This is a genomic window from Shewanella sp. 492, assembly GCF_059338445.1.
Genome location: NZ_CM181702.1, coordinates 2187450 through 2206763, shown reverse-complemented (window position 1 = coordinate 2206763; position 19314 = coordinate 2187450). Strand labels below are relative to the sequence as shown.

General features: G+C 43.1%; 18 protein-coding genes. 9 read left to right on the top strand and 9 right to left on the bottom strand.

Annotated features, from left to right (window positions below):
* The first annotated feature begins 68 nt into the window (after positions 1 to 68).
* From AC5YBX_RS09940 to rplY, 3 genes are all read left to right on the top strand, one after another.
* Positions 69 to 1589 (top strand): L,D-transpeptidase family protein, encoded by a 1521-nt coding sequence (locus AC5YBX_RS09940; RefSeq protein ID WP_494518984.1) that lies wholly within the window; start codon positions 69 to 71, stop codon positions 1587 to 1589.
* 90 nt (positions 1590 to 1679) lie between these two features.
* A complete protein-coding gene (mepK, locus tag AC5YBX_RS09935) occupies positions 1680 to 2234 on the top strand; it encodes a peptidoglycan L,D-endopeptidase MepK (RefSeq protein ID WP_494523588.1) in 555 nt (184 codons plus the stop codon).
* Positions 2235 to 2361: 127 nt separating this feature from the next.
* Positions 2362 to 2649 (top strand): 50S ribosomal protein L25, encoded by a 288-nt coding sequence (gene rplY, locus AC5YBX_RS09930; RefSeq protein ID WP_110458937.1) that lies wholly within the window; start codon positions 2362 to 2364, stop codon positions 2647 to 2649.
* Between the two features lie 72 nt (positions 2650 to 2721).
* Here rplY and AC5YBX_RS09925 read toward each other — a convergent pair whose 3' ends face one another.
* The 4 genes from AC5YBX_RS09925 to sodB form a co-directional block, all read right to left on the bottom strand.
* On the bottom strand, positions 2722 to 4248 hold the full coding sequence (locus AC5YBX_RS09925; RefSeq protein WP_494518986.1) for a SpoVR family protein: 1527 nt from the start codon (positions 4246 to 4248) through the stop codon (positions 2722 to 2724).
* Between the two features lie 9 nt (positions 4249 to 4257).
* Positions 4258 to 5526, bottom strand: a complete 1269-nt coding sequence (locus AC5YBX_RS09920) for a YeaH/YhbH family protein (protein WP_494518987.1) — start codon at positions 5524 to 5526, stop codon at positions 4258 to 4260.
* A 48-nt stretch (positions 5527 to 5574) separates the two neighbouring features.
* Entirely contained in the window at positions 5575 to 7509 is a 1935-nt protein-coding gene (locus AC5YBX_RS09915) for a PrkA family serine protein kinase (RefSeq protein WP_494518988.1), read from the bottom strand.
* 233 nt (positions 7510 to 7742) lie between these two features.
* Positions 7743 to 8327: a superoxide dismutase [Fe] gene (sodB, locus tag AC5YBX_RS09910; protein WP_494518989.1), complete on the bottom strand. Its 585-nt coding sequence runs from the start codon at positions 8325 to 8327 to the stop codon at positions 7743 to 7745.
* 228 nt (positions 8328 to 8555) lie between these two features.
* On the opposite strand from sodB, the gene AC5YBX_RS09905 reads away from it, so the two are divergent.
* Positions 8556 to 8906, top strand: a complete 351-nt coding sequence (locus tag AC5YBX_RS09905; RefSeq protein WP_494518990.1) for a Grx4 family monothiol glutaredoxin — start codon at positions 8556 to 8558, stop codon at positions 8904 to 8906.
* A 101-nt stretch (positions 8907 to 9007) separates the two neighbouring features.
* On the opposite strand, the gene AC5YBX_RS09900 is transcribed toward AC5YBX_RS09905, so the two are convergent.
* Positions 9008 to 10237 (bottom strand): uracil-xanthine permease family protein, encoded by a 1230-nt coding sequence (locus tag AC5YBX_RS09900; RefSeq protein WP_494518991.1) that lies wholly within the window; start codon positions 10235 to 10237, stop codon positions 9008 to 9010.
* 194 nt (positions 10238 to 10431) lie between these two features.
* Between AC5YBX_RS09900 and AC5YBX_RS09895 the strand changes: the two genes are divergently transcribed.
* Together AC5YBX_RS09895 and hda are read left to right on the top strand one after the other, a co-directional pair.
* Positions 10432 to 11532 (top strand): DUF2066 domain-containing protein, encoded by a 1101-nt coding sequence (locus AC5YBX_RS09895; protein ID WP_494518992.1) that lies wholly within the window; start codon positions 10432 to 10434, stop codon positions 11530 to 11532.
* A 67-nt stretch (positions 11533 to 11599) separates the two neighbouring features.
* Positions 11600 to 12310 (top strand): DnaA inactivator Hda, encoded by a 711-nt coding sequence (gene hda, locus AC5YBX_RS09890; RefSeq protein WP_494518993.1) that lies wholly within the window; start codon positions 11600 to 11602, stop codon positions 12308 to 12310.
* Positions 12311 to 12433: 123 nt separating this feature from the next.
* Here the strand turns inward: hda and fadE are convergent, their stop codons facing one another.
* Positions 12434 to 14881 (bottom strand): acyl-CoA dehydrogenase FadE, encoded by a 2448-nt coding sequence (gene fadE, locus AC5YBX_RS09885; protein WP_494518994.1) that lies wholly within the window; start codon positions 14879 to 14881, stop codon positions 12434 to 12436.
* Positions 14882 to 15123: 242 nt separating this feature from the next.
* On the opposite strand from fadE, the gene AC5YBX_RS09880 reads away from it, so the two are divergent.
* Positions 15124 to 15903, top strand: coding sequence for a class II glutamine amidotransferase (locus AC5YBX_RS09880; RefSeq protein WP_494518995.1), 780 nt, complete (start codon positions 15124 to 15126; stop codon positions 15901 to 15903).
* Between the two features lie 89 nt (positions 15904 to 15992).
* On the opposite strand, the gene AC5YBX_RS09875 is transcribed toward AC5YBX_RS09880, so the two are convergent.
* Both AC5YBX_RS09875 and AC5YBX_RS09870 read right to left on the bottom strand, forming a co-directional pair.
* Positions 15993 to 16733, bottom strand: coding sequence for a DUF3108 domain-containing protein (locus tag AC5YBX_RS09875; RefSeq protein WP_494521618.1), 741 nt, complete (start codon positions 16731 to 16733; stop codon positions 15993 to 15995).
* A 34-nt stretch (positions 16734 to 16767) separates the two neighbouring features.
* Positions 16768 to 17112 (bottom strand): MGMT family protein, encoded by a 345-nt coding sequence (locus tag AC5YBX_RS09870; protein WP_494523587.1) that lies wholly within the window; start codon positions 17110 to 17112, stop codon positions 16768 to 16770.
* Between the two features lie 278 nt (positions 17113 to 17390).
* Here AC5YBX_RS09870 and def point away from each other — a divergent pair, with 278 nt between their 5' ends.
* Positions 17391 to 17882, top strand: coding sequence for a peptide deformylase (gene def, locus AC5YBX_RS09865; protein WP_494523586.1), 492 nt, complete (start codon positions 17391 to 17393; stop codon positions 17880 to 17882).
* 172 nt (positions 17883 to 18054) lie between these two features.
* Positions 18055 to 18597, top strand: a complete 543-nt coding sequence (locus AC5YBX_RS09860) for a DTW domain-containing protein (protein ID WP_494518998.1) — start codon at positions 18055 to 18057, stop codon at positions 18595 to 18597.
* A 2-nt stretch (positions 18598 to 18599) separates the two neighbouring features.
* Here the strand turns inward: AC5YBX_RS09860 and trhA are convergent, their stop codons facing one another.
* Complete coding sequence (gene trhA, locus AC5YBX_RS09855) at positions 18600 to 19274, bottom strand: PAQR family membrane homeostasis protein TrhA (RefSeq protein WP_494521619.1); 675 nt, start codon at positions 19272 to 19274, stop codon at positions 18600 to 18602.
* Positions 19275 to 19314: the final 40 nt, after the last annotated feature.

Below are 19314 nucleotides of genomic sequence, written 5' to 3'. Positions count from 1 at the left end.
TTCAAAATCTGTCTTTAGGCACCTCTTTGCTGTTGCGTATTTACGCCATAATTACTCAAGGAGGGATTATGATGCGAAGTATAGTTACGCTTATAGTGTTGTTGTGGGTGATGTCTACAGTCGCTGCAGTACCAAGAATGGAAGCCGCCACCACTGCGCTATTACAGCAAGTACAGCTAATATCTCTAATTGAATCTAGCGAACGTTTTTTGCGATACGAACGGATGTTAACGGCAAATAAACCTTTATCTAATGATGATTTTAATCAGATCAAATCCTCTATTGCGCAATTCTGGCAGTATCACAACATTAGCGTGATCGCGCCACATTTAATCAACGATGACGATCCCTATACTGGCGTGTTGGCGCTTGAACCTAATATTGATGGCTTTTTACCTATTAATAATCGTATTCGTTATCTTGCATGGTTGGCCAAAGTGCAACCTTGGCCACGGATCGAAATTAATGGCTGGTTAAAGCCTGGAGATAGTCATCCTTATGTTAGTAATATTATCCAGCGGCTAAAATGGTTAGGTGACTATGACGAGCAAGACAATAATGACCAGAGCGCAGGTAATGATTATCAAGATAGTCAGACAGATAGGGTGGGTTCTGAATACCGTGGTCTGTTAAATACGCCACCAACACCAAGTGCTGTAGAGGGCGTTGAGGCTTATAAATTTACCGATGTTTACGATGAGAAATTACGTCGTGCAATATTAACCTTTCAGCAGCGTCATGGACTTAAGCCTGATGCTATTATTGGACCGGCGACACTTCGCTGGCTCAACGTATCTCCTACTCAGCGTGCAAAACTGCTGGCAATCAATTTTGTAAATCGCGCTAAATACATGAGCAAGATAGGTAAACGTTATTTATTGATCAATATTCCGGCTTACGATTTGGTATTGGTCGATGATGATCGCACCGTGTTACAGTCGAAAGTTATTGTCGGAAAGCCATTTCGACCAACCCCCGTTATACAGGGAGAGATCAGCAACTTAGTCATTAATCCGAGCTGGCGCGTACCAAGACGCTTACTTAAATACGACCTACTGCCTAAAGTGCGCCAAGATGGTGGTTTTATTAGTCAGCATAACTTTGAAGTGTTTAACTATTCTGAAGAACGAGTGGTAAAAAGTAATGAGGAGTGGAGTGATCTTGCTAGAGGCCATTTTCCATATCGGTTAGTGCAGAAGCCCGGGGTTAATAACACCTTAGGTCGATATAAGTTGTATTTTCCAAATCAATATAGTGTTTACCTGCATGATACCAAAGATAAAGCGCTTTTTGCACGAAGCGATAGGGCGTTATCTTCAGGCTGTATTCGCGTTGAAAAAGTCGAGCAATTGGCTAACTGGATAGCATCGAATCTTGTGCGTGATAAACAGACTTGGGTCGACATGCAAATAGAGCGTACAAAAACCCAGTGGTTTGCCTTCGATGATAAATTACCAGTACATCTGGTTTATTGGACATCTTGGCTCGATGAACACAATATTGCCCAGTTTAGGGATGATATATATAAGAAAAATCAAAATATTATTTCTGATTTACAGGCTTACACCCACTCAACCCTTGATGAATAAAGGGCTACAGTCAAAACATTAGCTTGATCTTACCTTTAATACCGTTTAATTTATGCGCTGTTTTTGTGTGAATAATGAACGGTGGTATTAATGTCAATAGTGTGTCCTTCACGTAGGCAGTTGTTGTTAGGCCTAGGTGGTGTAGCAATATTTTCGATGTTGTCTCCTAAAGTGAAAGCGAGTCGGTCAACCAAAGGTGTACGTAGCTTGAGCTTTTATAACAGACATACAGGGGAAAAGGGGCAAGGAAGCTATTGGATTGATGGGAGTTATCAGGATAATACCCTTATAGATTTTAATCATATTTTACGAGATCATAGGCAAAATGAAGTGGCTCCAATGGATAAGCGATTATTCGATCTACTTTATTTACTCAAACAGACGTTAAATATTGATGATCAACATGAATATCATGTGATTTCTGGTTATCGGTCACCGAAGACGAATCACATGCTAGCGCAAAAGAGTAATGGGGTTGCAAAGAAAAGCTACCATATGAAAGGGATGGCAATGGATATTGCGATTCCCGATGTTAATTTAAAAGATTTGCGTGATGCGGCGGTCTCTTTAAAGTTGGGGGGAGTGGGTTTTTACCCTAATTCTGGCTTTGTACACGTAGATACTGGGCCGGTAAGAACTTGGTAATGCCAAGAGCTTAACAAGTGTTTGTACCTAAGCCATGTGTATGCTAGTATTCGCTCGCTTTAAATGAGGTCATCGTTGGTCGAAAACGATGGTCACCTAAAACTTTATTATATTAAGTGAGTAAATTATGTCTTACGCAATTACCGCACAAGCCCGTACTGAAATAGGGAAAGGTTCGAGCCGCCGCCTACGTCATGCTGGTAAAGTTCCTGCTGTTATCTATGGTGCGGGTAAAGAACCTGTTTCTATTGAATTCGAACACAAAGATATTATCAACATTCAAGCGAATGCTGATTTCTATACTTCAGATATCACTATCGTTTTAGATGGTAAAGAAGTTAAAGTTCGTGTTCAAGCTATGCAACGCCACGCATTTAAGCCTCTTATCGAGCACGTGGATTTCACTTTCGCTTAATGCGGAATTGAAATAGAAAAAGCGCCTTTATGGCGCTTTTTTATTGGCTAAAAATGAATAAGCCATCTACTACTACATATTATCCAGTTCTGATTGCTTGTCTGGACATGTTGCGATGATTTTTGTCTCTCCTTGTTCATTCAACTCTTCCAATGTGACGGCAAATCCCCATAAACGGTGCAGGTGTTTAACGACTTCTTTGCAGCTATCATCTAAGGGGATACGATTGATGGGGATGTATCTTAATATCAACGAACGGTCACCCGTTATCGCTACGTTTTGCACTTGAATATTGGGTTCAATATTGGATAGGTTGTATTGCTGTGACAACATTTGGCGGATGTCTTGATAACCTTGATCGTCATGAATGGCAGAGACATTCAGGTAGTTTTTTTGGTCATTATCAAGAATGCTAAACAACTTAAATTGGCGAATAATATTGGGTGATAGATACTGGCTAATAAAACTTTCATCTTTAAAATTTTCCATGGCAAAGTGCAAGGTATCTAACCAGTTACTCCCCGCTATCTCCGGAAACCAACGTTTGTCCTCTTCAGTGGGAGACTCACAAATACGCCGTATATCAACAAACATATTAAAACCCAATGCATAAGGGTTAATACCGCTGTAATAAGGGCTGTTGTAACTGGGCTGTGCGATAACGTTAGTGTGATTTTTTAAAAACTCTATCATAAAGCGGTCGCTGACTAAGCCATCGTCATAGAGGTGATTCAAAATGGTGTAATGCCAAAAGGTCGCCCAGCCTTCATTCATGACTTGAGTTTGTTTCTGTGGATAAAAATACTGGCTCATTTTTCTGACAATACGCACAATTTCTCGCTGCCATGATTCCAATAGTGGTGCATTTTTTTCAATAAAATAGAGAATATTTTCTTGCGGCTCGGCAGGAAAACTTGTAATTGACTGTGTCTTTTCAGTGATGGGCATTAATGGTAGTGTGCGCCATAAGTCATTTACTTGGCTTTGGAGGTATTCTTCGCGCTCCTGTTGGCGCACTTTCTCCTCTTTTAAAGATATTTCACTGGGCCTTTTATAGCGGTCGACCCCATAGTTCATTAATGCATGGCAAGAGTCGATGATCAGTTCTACTTGTTCGGTGCCATAACGCTCTTCACATTCACGAATATAGTTTTTTGCAAATACTAAGTAATCGATGATCGAGCTGGCATCGGTCCAAGTTTTAAATAAGTAGTTACCTTTAAAGAAACTATTGTGGCCAAAATTGGCGTGGGCCATCACTAAGGCTTGCATGGTGATGGTGTTCTCTTCCATTAGGTAAGCAATACAAGGATCTGAATTGATGACAATTTCGTAGGCCAGTCCCATTTGACCGCGTTTATAGCCCTGTTCAGTTTCGATAAACTTTTTGCCAAAGGACCAGTGAGTGTAGCCGATAGGCATACCGATACCCGCATAGGCGTCCATCATCTGCTCTGCAGTGATCACTTCAATTTGGTTAGGATAGGTATCGAGGCGATAGTGAGCCGCGACTCTCTCTATTTCGGTTAGATAAGATTGCAATAAGTCAAACGTCCAATCTGGACCATCATCTAATCTTTTCGCGTTAGTTAAACCCATAAGGCCCCCTTAAACAGCGTGTTTCTTAAACAGTTCTCTAAATACAGGGTAAATATCTTCTGCTCGTTTAATGTGTTGAACTGCAATATTATCGTGAGTAGCTTGAAGTCCTTCATACTCACGCCATAAGGTTTGATGGGCGCGATTGGTTATCTCGATATAGCTAAAATAGCGCACTACGGGGAGTAATTTTTTTTCTAAAATTTGGCGGCAGGCTGGCGAGTCATCAGCCCAATTATCACCATCTGATGCTTGAGCTGCGTAAATGTTCCATTCATTTTCTGGATAACGTTGTTGTTGAATCTCATGCATTAATTTAAGTGCACTCGATACTATGGTGCCACCAGTTTCTTGTGAATAGAAAAACTCATGTTCGTCGACTTCTTTAGCTTGTGTGTGGTGACGAATATAGACAACTTCGAGGTTTTTATAGGTCCGAGTGAGGAATAGGTAGAGCAAAATATAGAAACGTTTTGCCATATCTTTGGTTGCTTGATCCATCGAACCTGAAACGTCCATCAAACAAAACATCACCGCCTGGCTGGAGGGGACTTCACGTTTAGCATAGTTGTTGTAACGTAAATCGAAGGTATCGATAAATGGTACTCTGGCAATTTTTCCTTCTAACTCGGCTATCTGCTGTTGTAAGTTCATGATCTTTTCAGCTTCAGATCCCGGTGTTTGCTCCAAGTCTTCCAACTCTGCTCGTAGCTCGCTTAACAGGGCCTTTTTCGATGATGCCATGGCAATGCGCCGCGCTAACGAGGAGCGCAATGAACGCACAATATTGATATTGGCGGGTACACCATCATTGGTGAATCCTGCACGATACGTTTGGTATTCAACCAGTTTATTAAGACGATTATTTTGTAAGTTGGGGAGTTCTAGATCTTCAAACAACAACTCTAAATACTCATCTTTAGATATTTGAAAGACAAAGTCATCTTGGCCTTCACCAGTGTCAGATGCATCGCCTTGTCCGCTACCTTGCCCCTGTCCTTTGGGTGGCCGCTCAATTTTATCTCCTCGTGCAAATTGATCATTACCAGGATGTACACGTTCCTTGACGCCGCCGCGACCTTGCTGAAAAGTGGGCTCGCTAATATCTCGAGTCGGAATACCAATTTTTTCGCCTTTGTCGACATCGGTAACACTGCGCCTAGTCACCGCATCACTGACGGCTTTTTTTATTTGTTGTTTATATCGGTTGATAAAGCGTTGGCGATTGACTGTGCTTTTTCCTTTAGCATTCAAACGTCTGTCTATAAAGTTAGCCATGCGCACCTCCAAAAGACTCGTGGGGAGAGTACTCCCCATCTAATATTATCAAGATGATTTACGCACGCGTAGATACCATTCTGATAACAGTCTTACTTGTTTCTTGGTATAGCCTTTCTCCATCATTCGATTGACAAAATCATCATGTTTACGCTGATCGTCGGTCGAGGTTTTGGCATTAAATGAGATAACGGGTAACAGATCTTCAGTATTGGAGAACATTTTCTTTTCAATGACGGTGCGCAGCTTTTCGTAGCTGGTCCATAGTGGGTTTGAACCTTCATTGTTGGCTCTAGCCCGTAATACAAAGTTAACAATCTCATTGCGAAAATCTTTGGGATTACTTATTCCTGCTGGTTTTTCTATCTTTTCAAGCTCCGCATTTAGGGCGGCACGGTCAAATAGTTGGCCAGTTTCGGGATCTCTATACTCCTGATCCTGAATCCAAAAGTCAGCGTAGGTGACATAACGGTCGAAAATGTTTTGGCCATATTCTGAATAGGATTCTAAATAGGCCGTTTGAATTTCCTTACCAATAAACTCAACATACTTGGGGGTTAAGTAACCTTTTAAAAATTCTAAATATCGTTCGGCTGTGTCATTAGGAAATTGTTCTTGTTCGATTTGTCGCTCGAGCACATAAAAAAGGTGCACTGGGTTAGCGGCAATTTCACTATGATCGAAGTTAAATACCTTGGAGAGAATTTTAAAGGCAAATCGGGTCGACAATCCTTGCATTCCCTCGTCGACACCAGCGTAATCACGATATTCTTGATAGGATTTAGCCTTGGGATCTGTGTCTTTTAAGCTTTCACCATCATAGACTCGCATCTTCGAGTATACCGATGAATTGTCAGGCGTTTTAATACGAGACAACACACTAAATTGGGCCAATAATTCTAAGGTATAAGGGGCACAAGGTGCTTGTGATAATTCAGAGTTGAATAACAGTTTTTTATAGATTTGGATCTCTTCAGACACACGTAAACAGTAGGGGACCTTGACAATATAGACACGATCTAAAAACGCTTCGTTGGTTTTATTATTTCTAAAGGTGGTCCATTCAGATTCGTTTGAGTGGGCCAAAATGATGCCGTTGAAGGGCAGGGCTGAAAGGCCTTCAGTGCCGTTGTAGTTACCTTCTTGAGTGGCGGTAAGTAGTGGATGTAGTACCTTTATAGGCGCTTTAAACATCTCTACAAACTCCATTAACCCTTGATTGGCACGACACAGTGCTCCCGAATAGGAGTAAGCATCGGCATCATGTTGGGCAAAATGTTCCAGTTGACGAATATCGACTTTACCTACGAGTGAGGAGATATCTTGATTGTTTTCATCGCCAGGCTCTGTTTTGGCAATGGCTAATTGATCTAAGATATTAGGGTAGACTTTTACAACTTTGAATTGAGAAATATCACCACCAAATTCATGCAACCGCTTGACTGCCCAAGGGGACATGATGGTTTTGAGGTAGCGTCCAGGAATCGCATATTCACTCTTGAGAAGTTCAGCATCTTCATCAGGGTTGAATAAACAAAATGGATGGTCATTTACTGGGCTACGAACCCCATTGGCACTGAGTACATAAATAGGAACATGCTGCATAAGTGACTTGAGTTTTTCAGCTAGGGATGATTTACCACCACCGACAGGTCCTAAGAGATAGAGGATCTGCTTTGATTCTTCCAATCCTTGAGCAGAATGTTTCAGATAGGCCACTATCTGTTCTATTGCTTCCTCCATGCCATAAAAATCTTTAAAAGCTGGGTATCTTGAGATTAAACGATTGGAAAAGATTCGGCTTAACACCGAATCTTTTGAGGTGTCGATAACCTCAGGATCACCGATTGCAATCAACAGACGTTCGGCTGCCGATGCATATGCGATGCGGTCTTCTTTGCAAATGGCTAAAAATTCTTGTAGTGAATACTCTTCATCTAACTTTTTTTCATAGCGTTGTTGGTAATGCTCGAATATACCCATTTTCCACCCCCTGAAACAACTATCAATCTGAAGCGGTAACTGAAGTTTTAGTTACCTACTCCTAATGATAGACGGGAAATGTGAGTTGGCTAACAAAAAAGTATAATGAAAACAATAACAAAAATTGCAAATGCAATTGTTGCATATGTGGCGAGTGGCGATTTGACTCAAAAGCCTTAGATTAAAAACAAAAAAGGAGCCATTAAGGCTCCCTTTAATCAGTAGGCGATTTGTTAGCCAGCAAAGTTACTGTTAACAAATTCCCAATTAACAAGTTCCCAGAAATGAGCAAGGTAATCAGGGCGAACATTGCGGTAATCAATATAGTAAGCGTGTTCCCATACATCAACAGTCAGTAGTGGTGTTACACCATCTTCTGTTAATGGGGTGGCAGCATTACTCGTGTTGACGATGGCTAAAGAGCCATCTGCTTTTTTAACTAACCAAGTCCACGCACTACCGAAGTTGTTCACTGCTGAATCAGTAAACTGAGCTTTGAACGCATCGAAAGAACCGAAGGCTGCATCAATTGCAGCGGCGATATCGCCAGTCGCAGCACCACCGCCATTTGGCGACAGGCAGTTCCAATAAAAGGTATGGTTCCAAACTTGAGCCGCATTATTGAAAATACCACCAGTAGAGGTCTTGATGATCTCTTCTAGGCTTTTCTCGGCAAGCTCTGTACCTTCAATCAGGCCGTTTAACTTCACAACATATGTATTGTGATGCTTACCATAATGGTATTCAATCGTTTCTTGGGAAATATGGGGCTCTAATGCGTCTTTTGCATAAGGAAGTGCTGGTAATTCAAAAGCCATGTTTTTTCTCCATTGACAGTCAATTGTCTTTTCTGTTTGCTCACTGTCGCCATTCTACCTGATAAAATTGTGATGTGAATCATTGTTTGGCTGATTTTGTCGATTAATTCAATCGGTAAATTATTCTATTTGATAACCATGATAAAAGTAGGTTTTTGTTCTTCGCCATACTGACGTACAATAGGCAAAATTGTTTAAGTAGCTTTGCTGCAATATTTAGGAAAGAAGATGCAAACAAATGAAACTGTAGAAAAAATTAAACAGCAGATTGCTGAAAACCCAATCATCGTTTATATGAAAGGTTCACCAAAGTTACCAAGCTGTGGATTTTCATCTCAAGTAGCGCAGCTTATGATTAATTGTGGTGCACAATTTGCCTATGTTGATATTTTACAGCATCCAGATATTCGCTCAGAACTGCCGAAGTACGCTAACTGGCCTACATTCCCGCAGTTATGGGTAGAAGGTGAGCTTATCGGTGGCTGTGATATTTTGACTGAAATGTATCAAAAGGGTGAGCTACAAACCTTGATCAATGAAACTGCTGCAAAATATCCAGTACAAGATGCTGATGCTTAGTCATTTGTCATGACAAGTCGAAGTGCCGCGAATTAGGCATGCAGTTAATAAAAAAGCCCTTCAATTGAAGGGCTTTTTTATTAACTTAAGCTTGAGATGAATTATTCGCCGTGCGCTGCTGGCTTAGTTGCCGGAAGTAATAAGTTCATGGTAATGGCAACAATACCACATAGGCTAATTCCTGTTAGGCTGAATGACCCGATACCAAAGGCCATGCCACCGATACCGAACACTAAGGTAACGCCGACGATACACAGGTTTCTTGGCTCACCCATGTCGACCTGATTTTTGATGAGCGAGTTAAGCCCAACCGCCGCAATAGAACCAAACAGTAAACACATGATGCCGCCCATCACAGGAATAGGGATGGTTTGCATCAATGCACCGAGTTTACCCACAAAAGCTAAGGTTATTGCTGTGATGGCTGTCCATGTCATGATGCGTGGATCAAAACTTTTGGTGAGCGTTACCGCTCCAGTGACTTCTGAATATGTCGTATTTGGAGGCCCGCCAAGTGCCGATGCTGCAATGGTGGCAATGCCGTCACCGCTTAGCGTGCGATGTAGGCCTGGCTTTTTCATGTAATCTTTACCGGTCACGTTTGAAATTGCTAAAATATCACCGATATGTTCAACTGCGGGCGCTATGGCTACAGGGATCATAAAGGCGATGGCGTGCCAGTTAAACTCAGGGGCAACAAAGCTTGGAATCGCAAACCAACTGGCGTTATGTACGGGAGTGAAATCAACAATACCCATGGCTAAACTGATGCTATAGCCCACAATGATCCCGGCTAAAATCGGCATCAATTTGGCAACGCCTTTGGCAAATATGGCCACTGCGATGGTAGATAACAATGATGCGATAGAAATTATCAATGCGGAGCTGCCATCAATCAACACCATACTGCCATCACCGCTTTTACCTAAAGCCATGTTGACGGCCACGGGCGCCAACCCTAAGCCAATGACAATAATCACAGGCCCAACGACAACAGGCGGCAATAACCGTTTAATAAACCCGTCACCACGAACTTTAACCACACTCGCTAAAATCAAATAGACACAACCTGCAGCCATGAGCCCGCCCATGGTGGATGGGATCCCCCAAGTTTGTACGCCATATAGGATAGGGGCAATAAACGCGAAAGAGGAGGCGAGGAAAATAGGGATTTGACGCTGGGTGATCAGTTGAAACAACAGAGTACCCATCCCTGCGGTAAATAAGGCAACATTGGTATCAAGGCCAGTCAATAGCGGCATTAATACCAGTGCACCAAAGGCGACAAATAACATTTGCGCACCTTGTAATGGAATTGCTAAACGATTCATTTTTTCTCTCTTTTTTAGGTAAACCGGACAATTCTAACGGTTAACTATTTATTTTGCATTATCTTGATTCACATTCTTTTGTGCTCGATTAAAAAATATAATAAAAATACTTAAGAAGCCTGATACAGGCAGGTCAGGTGACGACAAACTGTGTTACACTGCAGCCATTGTATTTAGTTAAAGTATTGATACAGATGTTTAAGCGTCTTACTTATGGTTTGTTTTCTGCGGTTATTTTATTGGTTGCGCACACCGTTGCCGCTGCTGAAGTGACTGAACTTGATATGAGTATTGTCAAAGTTGCAGATCGAACAACAAAAACGAAAAATGCGGCATTGGCGCAAGCATTACAGAATGTGATACTCAAAAACTCAGGTAGGCAAAGTGCCTTAACTGTGCCAAGTATCGTATCTGCGCTTAACAATCCTACCGCGCTTATCCGTCAATTTGGTTATCAAGAAACCGACGGACAGCAATATTTACGTGCCACTTTCGATCATCAAAAAATCATCCAACTTCTTCGTGATGCTAGGCTGCCAGTATGGGGCACCCAGCGTCCGCTAACGCTTATTTGGTTAAGTTTTCAGCAAGATGGTCAACGCATAATTTTGAATGATTCATCAACCTCTGAGAGTCGAGCGTATATCGATGAGTTAGCCCAGGCTCGTGGGTTACCAGTTTTGTTGCCTATGATGGACCTTGATGATGCCATGAATGTTAACGTAAGTGATGTACGTGGCTTCTTTGTCGATGCTATAGCTCACGCCTCGGCCCGTTACAATACCGATTACTTTGTTACGGCTTCAATTGAGCTAAATGTCGACAATCAATTACATTATTCGATGGTGTTGTATCCAAGAACCTCAAGCGAGGCTTTGTTTAATCCATTGGTGCAAGATACCGGTGTGGTCGCCGATGTGGATAGTGCACTTAATCAGATGTTTTTAACGATAAGCGAATACTACGTTAGTCAGTATGCGGTGGCAGATAGTGGAGTGGCGCTCAGCACTCAGTTAAGCTTTATCGACATCACAGAGCGTAAACAACTGGTTGATATTGAAAACTACCTTAGCCAACTCAGTGCGGTTAAACAAGTAACGTTAACACGATTACAGGGGCGATCAGCTCAGTTTACTTTACAGTTATTTGGTTCTGAAGAGGATCTTAAGCGCCTACTCAGTTTGGAATCGAGAATTAAACCGCAGTCTGTGTTAATGCCTACGCCAATAGGCGGTGTTGATCCGTTAGCACCATCACAGAGTGAGACCATTAACTATATTTGGCTTGGTCATTAATGTAAGCTGGGCTCCATTATGTTTGGAACCCTTCTTTTACCGAACAAATGTTATCGAGATTTAATTAGTGGCATCCCATTCACCATTACAGTTGTCGTTACCCGTTTATCTGCCTGATGATGAAACGTTTAATAGTTATTATCCTGCAGCCGGTAACGATCAATTAATTCAAAGTTTACAAGACTGTGCCGATGGCAGTGCGGATAAAGCCGTTTATCTATGGGGGCCGGTTAAATCGGGTCGTACCCATTTAATGCATGCGACTTGTGCGCGCGCTAATGAACTTAATCGCAACAGTTTCTACTTGCCACTGGGTATCCATGCCAGTATCTCAACTGAATTGCTCGAAGGCCTAGAGCAGGTAGATCTCGTCTGTATTGATGATATCGATGCCATCGCCGGTCACCCTTTATGGGAAGAGAGTCTATTTGATCTGTATAACCGCGTCGCGGAGCAGAGAAATTGTAAATTGGTGGTCAGTGCCAGCGGCTCTGCAGTTGAAAGTGGCTTTGTGTTACCCGATTTAATCTCTAGAATGCAGTGGGGGTTAACTTATCAAGTTCAACCTATGGCCGATGATGAAAAGCTTGCGGCATTACAACGTAGGGCTGCGATGCGAGGTCTTCAGTTACCGGAGGATGTTGGTCGTTTTTTGCTGAATCGCCTAGCCCGTGATTTACGTACCTTATTTGATGTACTTGATAAATTAGATAAAGCGTCACTAGTCCACCAACGTAAATTGACCATCCCCTTCGTCAAAGAGATGCTGAGGTTGTAAGCCATACGCCTACCGTCACTAGGCTCTATATGGTTGTTATATAATGGTTTGTTGGTAACAATGCACTAAAAAAGCCCAAGCTGATGTTTGGGCTTTTTTATGACAACCGCTTACAGGGTTAGCTTATGCCGCTTGATGTTGCTCGGCAGATGCAAGGATCTGGGCTTTTAACTCGGCAGGATCAAAATCATCGACATTAATTGATTTCATCCGGCCAATTTCAGCACGTTCCAGTAAAGCAACCTCATCGTCACAGAGAATACCTAAGGCTTTTCCTTCGGCGGCTAGCTTATCTAACCACATGAAAGGATGACGCTTACCCGATGCCTTACAAATTTTATCGTGTAGCGGCTCACAAGCTAGGATATCTTTAAAGGTCTGCTCTTGAATACCGACAGCATTGAACTCAGATGGCGTCCAAAATTGACCTTTACCTAAACGATCACGACTGGCACAAGGTGTTTGCATGATCTTCGCCACTTTATGGTCCAGCACATCACTTGGACGCTTAAGTGGGCGGCCAAATGGGAATATGATGGCACGTAATACTGCGCCTAATCCCATAGGGAAGTTGTCTAACAGATCGTCAAGCGAGTCTTGTAGCTTATACAATGAATCTTCAACGGCCCATTGCACTAGGACTAAATCTTCGCTCTGGCGACCTTCATCTTGATAACGCTTTAGTGTTGCCGAGGCTAAATAAAGCTGACTCAACAAATCACCTAGGCGAGCTGAAATACGCTCTTTACGCTTAAGGCCACCGCCTAATGTCGCCATGGCTAAGTCAGACAATAAAGCTAGGTTTGCACTGAAGCGGTTCATCTGTTGGTAGTAACGTTTGGTTTTATCGTTATACGGACTGTTCGAGAAACGGCTTGAGGTTAGGCCCAACCAGAAGCTTCGAACCAAGTTGCTGATAGTAAAGCCAATATGGCCAAATAGCGCAGAATCAAAATCGTTAAGTGCTTTATTAGCATCTGGATCAAATGCCGATTCCATTTCAGCCAACACATAAGGATGGCAACGAATAGCTCCTTGACCATAGATGATCATCGAGCGAGTTAAGATATTTGCCCCTTCAACCGTAATGGCGATAGGTGCGGCTTGATAGCCGCGACCTAGGTAGTTACCTTCACCTAAACACACGCCTTTACCACCGTGGATATCCATGGCATCGATAACACATTTTTGCATTCTGTCGGTCAAGTGGTACTTAACGATAGCCGAAATCACCGAAGGTTTTTCACCTAAGTCGATAGCGGTTGTGGTTAAGGTTGTTACCGCGTCCATTAAGTAAGCATTACCGCCGATGCGAGCCATTGGCTCTTCAATACCTTCAAGTTTACCAATAGGTAGCTTAAATTGACGACGAATACGTGCATAAGCCCCCGTCGCTACCGCCGCGGTTTTCACACCACCAGCCGAGTTCGACGGCAGGGTGATCCCACGGCCAACTGACAAACATTCCACCAGCATACGCCAACCTTGTCCTGCCATTTCTGGCCCGCCGATAATAAAGCTTAAGGGGACGAACACCTCGTTGCCTCGGGTTGGACCGTTTTGGAACATGCAGTTGAGTGGGAAATGTCGACGTCCTGTTTCAACTCCTGGCACATCGGTAGGGATCAGGGCGCAGGTGATACCTAAATTTTCTTTATTGCCGAGTAATTTATCGGGATCTTGCAGCTTAAAGGCAAGACCTAACACTGTCGCAACTGGGGCAAGGGTAATATAACGCTTGTTCCAAGTGAGCTTCATACCGAGTACTTCTTCGCCTTGCCATTGGCCTTTACAGACCACGCCAAAATCAGGAATTGCGCCAGCATCACTGCCCGCTTCTGGGCTAGTTAATGCAAAGCAGGGCACTTCTAACCCTTTTGCTAAGCGAGGTAAATAGTGGTTTTGCTGCTCGGCAGTACCGTAGTGTTGTAATAATTCCCCCGGGCCTAGTGAGTTAGGCACGCCAACAGTAGAAGCCAGTTCGCTGGATACGCCAGCCAGCTTTTGCAATACGCGTGATTGTGCATAGGCTGAGTATTCGAGACCGCCGTACTTTTTCTTGATGATCATGGCAAAAAAACCGTGATCTTTTAAGTATTGCCAGATCTCAGCTGGAAGGTCTGCTAATTGATGAGACACTTGATGTTGATTAAGCATCTTACAGACTTCTTCAACGGGACCATCAAGAAAGGCTTGCTCTTCTGCGGTTAGGCGGGCAATAGGGTAGTTGTGTAATTTTTTCCAATTAGGCTTACCGGCAAATAGGTCGGCTTCCCACCAGGTGGTACCGGCTTCGATGGCTTCTTTCTCTGTTGAAGACATTTCAGGCATGATGCCTTTGTACATCTTAAGCAGTGGGCGCGTAATAACGTTTTTTCGAAAAGCACTGATATTAAGAGGAAGTACAATCGCAAAAAAGACTAGCCAAGCCAGCATGGCGATAGCATCTGTAGCGGTACCAACCACCATGATGATGGCGGCAATGATGCTTGAGGTGAGCAGAGAAACTCTTAGGTAGGCTAATGCGCCTAACGTAAAGAGCATCACGAAAATCCAAAGTAAGGTTGTCACGGTTATTCTCCTTCAATTGCGACTGTTAACTGCACTAATGTCAGCTCTTTTTATATGACTGTTATCACAATTATAGATTGTGGTCAGACCTGTGTCGCATAAAATCTAACCCTCTCGTGACATTTATACAAGCAATTTTCAAACAATTGTTTAATTTTTTTGTTGATCTTAGCATTCCACAAACAGAGTCAACTAGTTAGAATGATTTTAATGACTTGTTTGAGAGTGAAGGTGCCATTTTTATGTGTGAGTTACTGGCCATGAGTGCTAACGTGCCAACGGATATTGTTTTTAGTTTTACTGGCTTAGCCGAACGTGGTGGGGTGACGGGGCCGCATGTCGATGGGTGGGGAATAACCTTCTATGAGGGTAAAGGCAGTCGCACGTTTAAAGATGCTAAACCCAGTAGCCAGTCCCACGTGGCTAAATTAATCAAGTCGTACCCGATTAAGAGTGAGGTGGTGATAAGCCATATTCGACAAGCCAATCGCGGTTGTGTGGCGTTAGAAAACACTCATCCGTTTACGCGTGAACTCTGGGGACGATACTGGACCTACGCCCATAACGGTCAATTGAGTGATTATCAAGCCAAGTTCAACGTGGCTCGTTATCAGCCGGTAGGGGATACCGATAGTGAGCTCGCCTTTTGCTGGATCTTAGAAAAAATCGTTGCACGTTTTGGTAATACGCCCCCAAAGAATAGGTTAGATGTGTATAGTTATGTCGCCACGTTAGCCGATGAAATTCGCCAACTTGGGGTGTTTAATATGATCTTAAGTGATGGTGAACATTTAATGAGTTATTGTACTAACAACTTATGTCATATCACTAGGCGTGCGCCATTTGGTAAAGCTAAGTTAATTGATACCGATGTGGTGATCGATTTTAATCAGGAAACTACAGCTAATGATATCGTCACCGTGATAGCCACGCGTCCATTAACTGATAATGAACAATGGCAAATTTTACAACCAGGAGATTGGAAAGTGTTTGGCCGCGGTGAAATTGTTCTTGGTAGTTGAGCGTTGCAATTTTTTCAATAAGTGTTGTGGGCAATGAGTCCCTCCACTTCGGCCATTGGTGGCGTTATTCGCCGCCAACGCCTAATAGATTAGGGAGTGGCCGCCTGCTGCTCATCATGCGCGACTGGTTGATGATAAAATTGATAACTAAGTAATTTGATATCCAATTGCTTACTGCCCTTTTCAAAGTGGGTCAGTCTAACCGGTAGATAACCGAGTTGGGGGGCCATCCAAAAAAAGGTTTGTCTTTTACTGCTATCTCTAATGACCTCTATTTTCACCGTATCGTATTGGCCGCTCTCGATAACCATCCGCTCTTTGCCAATCACCTTAAAATCATACTCATCAATTTCGCCACTTTTTAGCATGGCGTAATGTAAGTTAGACACTCCGGCCATCATATCGAGCCTAAATTGTAACTGTACCATGAGGGGATCAAAGAGATTGCTATTGTAAGTAAATTTAGCCCGCTCCTCTTTATATCGACTATGGACGATGTTCTGGTCGATAACATAGGCCGATTGTTCTTGATAATGCGGGCCTGTGCCACTGCGGTCATGGGTATAACGCATAGGCACTAATCGCTCACCGTCTAAGGTAAAGGTGCTTTGCACTGTTCGCTTATCTGACAGCATAAGCAGGCTTACATCGCTGTCGAAACGGTACTGATATAAATTATTGTGTGGTGGTGGCAGTTGATAACGTGCCTTGCCGAGTTCAATACTGCCATAATTGACTTGATATTCAGCATCATGGGGGGTGAGCGGATATTGATCCGCAAGCCCATTAAAGCTTAATACCAGTAGGCTAGCGATGATGATAGGCTTCATGATTAACAAGAATATCTCCAGTATTAAGATAGCGTTAAAAAGGTAATTCAAGTATTAAGGTTGGCAGATCTGGCTGCCACTGGTATTTCGACAGCATTATCTTGCCGCGGTTCACTTCAACTTGCTCGCTTCTTAATTGTTGTACCTGCGCTATAAAGGCTGGCGTGTGTTCGGGGAAGGCAATTCTCCCTTGGCTATTAATCACTCTATGCCATGGGAGGTTAAGCTCTGCCGGTGCCAGTTTTAGTGCTCGAGAAACATACCTAGCTCTACCGGGTAATCCAGCTAAATCGGCGACTTTGCCGTAAGAGCTTATCCTACCTTCGGGAATTAAGCTGACAATGTGCCAAATACGAGCCATGGGGGGAAGGGATAACATAAGCAAGCCATATCTCCGGATGTGAACAATGTATCTGCTAATATGACACAACAAGTTATCCTAGCCTTCTTACTTGACGGCAATAGGTCAGTATGGCGTATAACAAATCAGCTAACTATGGGTATAGCCTAGTGTTTCGACTAGATCAATTCAATATACAACCAACAGCAATAAGGGGGTTAGAGTCTTGCCCAGTAAAAAAACACCAGCCAACGTTGCCTTTAGTGTCAGTTCGGTCATAATGGCGCCAAATTTTATGATTAAAATAAGCTAACATTATGCCAGTATTGGATATTCTGACTATTCCAGATGAGCGCTTAAAGCGTAAGGCCCAGCCCGTTGAAGATACCGCCACGGTGCAGCCATTTATTGATGATTTACTCGAAACCATGTATCACACCGATGATGGTATTGGCTTAGCTGCCACACAAGTCGGTAGCTTAGATGCTATTATCGTTATTGATTTGTCTGATAATAAAGATGAACCATTAGTGCTCATTAACCCTGAGTTTATTGAACGCAGTGGCGAGTTTGTTGGTGAAGAGGGCTGCTTATCGGTACCGGGTTACCGTGCTAAGGTGACTCGTTATGAGAAAGTAAAAGTTAAAGCTCTTGACCGTCAAGGCCAGAGTATTGAAATTGAAACCGATGATTTTCTCGCTATCGTTTTACAACATGAGATGGATCATCTTGATGGCAAAATTTTTATTGAGCATCTATCAACACTCAAACAGCAAATAGCCTTAAAGAAAGCCAGTAAATACCGTTAATCGAGAACGGGTCGTCAACTTAGTGTTCATCGGGGCATAGGGGGGAATGTCACCCCGATAAAAAACCGCTACAGGCTATGGTGTGCTCTGATGTTCGATAAACAGAAAAAGTGATCAGCTATTCGCATACGATAGTCGATGGATATAAACTCTTTGTGATGTTGATAAATAGATGAACATAGTGCTACTCACTCATGAGCGAGAATTGACGCGTCCAACCAATACCGGTCAGTTGGCGTTGGCACATTTCCCTCAGTATTGTACGCAGCTGGTTTGGTCTCGGGTTAACCCCGATAAGAGTCTGCAACAAGCCTGTCAAACGGGCCAAGCCTTACTGTTGTTTCCTGCTACCGATAAGCCTGCCACCTCGAATATTGACTCATCTCCTGCCTTAATTGGAGCCGATGACACAGTACTTGGTGACGCAAAAACAGTGACACAAAAGTCGATCATCATTTTGGATGCGACGTGGCAAGAAGCGCGCAAAATGGTGCGCCAAAGCCCCTATTTACAACAGGCAAATCGTCTGGAATTACAAGCGACACAAGATTCAACATATCAGTTACGACGCAATCAAGTCGAAGGCGGATTATGTACGCTCGAATGTGTGCAATTACTGTTTAGCCAAGCGGGTTTATCAGCCCAAGCGGCGCAGCTTAACGCCGCATTTGCTGAGTTTAATCGTCGTGGGTTGTCAGTTGTCCCAATAGATTAACGTTAGATAACAGTGAGGTAGACACACAGAAAGTGACTCACTGCACCGGCCAACACAAATAAATGCCAGATAGCGTGGTTATAAGGGATGCGCTTAACGACGTAAAACACCACACCACCACTGTAAAATAAGCCACCCGCGAGCAATAAGCTAAAACCTAGAGGCGTCATGGCGGCAATCAAATCGTCTAACACCACCATGCATAACCAACCCATCACTAAGTAAAGCAGTACACTAAACACTTTAAAACGATGAATAAAGATGGTTTTAAATAACACTCCACCTAAGGCAATTCCCCAGATAGCAATGAGCATAAACAGTGCCTGCTCCCCGCCCAGTTCAATCAGCAGCAGTGGTGTATAGGTTCCGGCAATCAGCAGATAAATAGCACAATGATCGGCAATCTTCAGCTTATGTTTAAGCTCAGGATCCTTAACGCTATGATAGAGTGTTGAGCAGAGGAATAACAGTATAATGCTCGCGCAGTAGATGGTTACACCTGTAAGCTGTATCGGTGTGAGATGCCCCCAGCCTTTATTGAGCGATAGGATTAATGCCACTATGCCAGCCACAATGCCTAGGCCGTGGCTAATGGTATTTGCCCGTTCCTCCTGTGGGGAATATGGCAATTTAGCTAATGAACTATCAGCAGTTATAGTTAATTCTTGGCTTGTCATAGATTTTAGCGTCATCTGGTTAAATCTCATCCATCGCAGT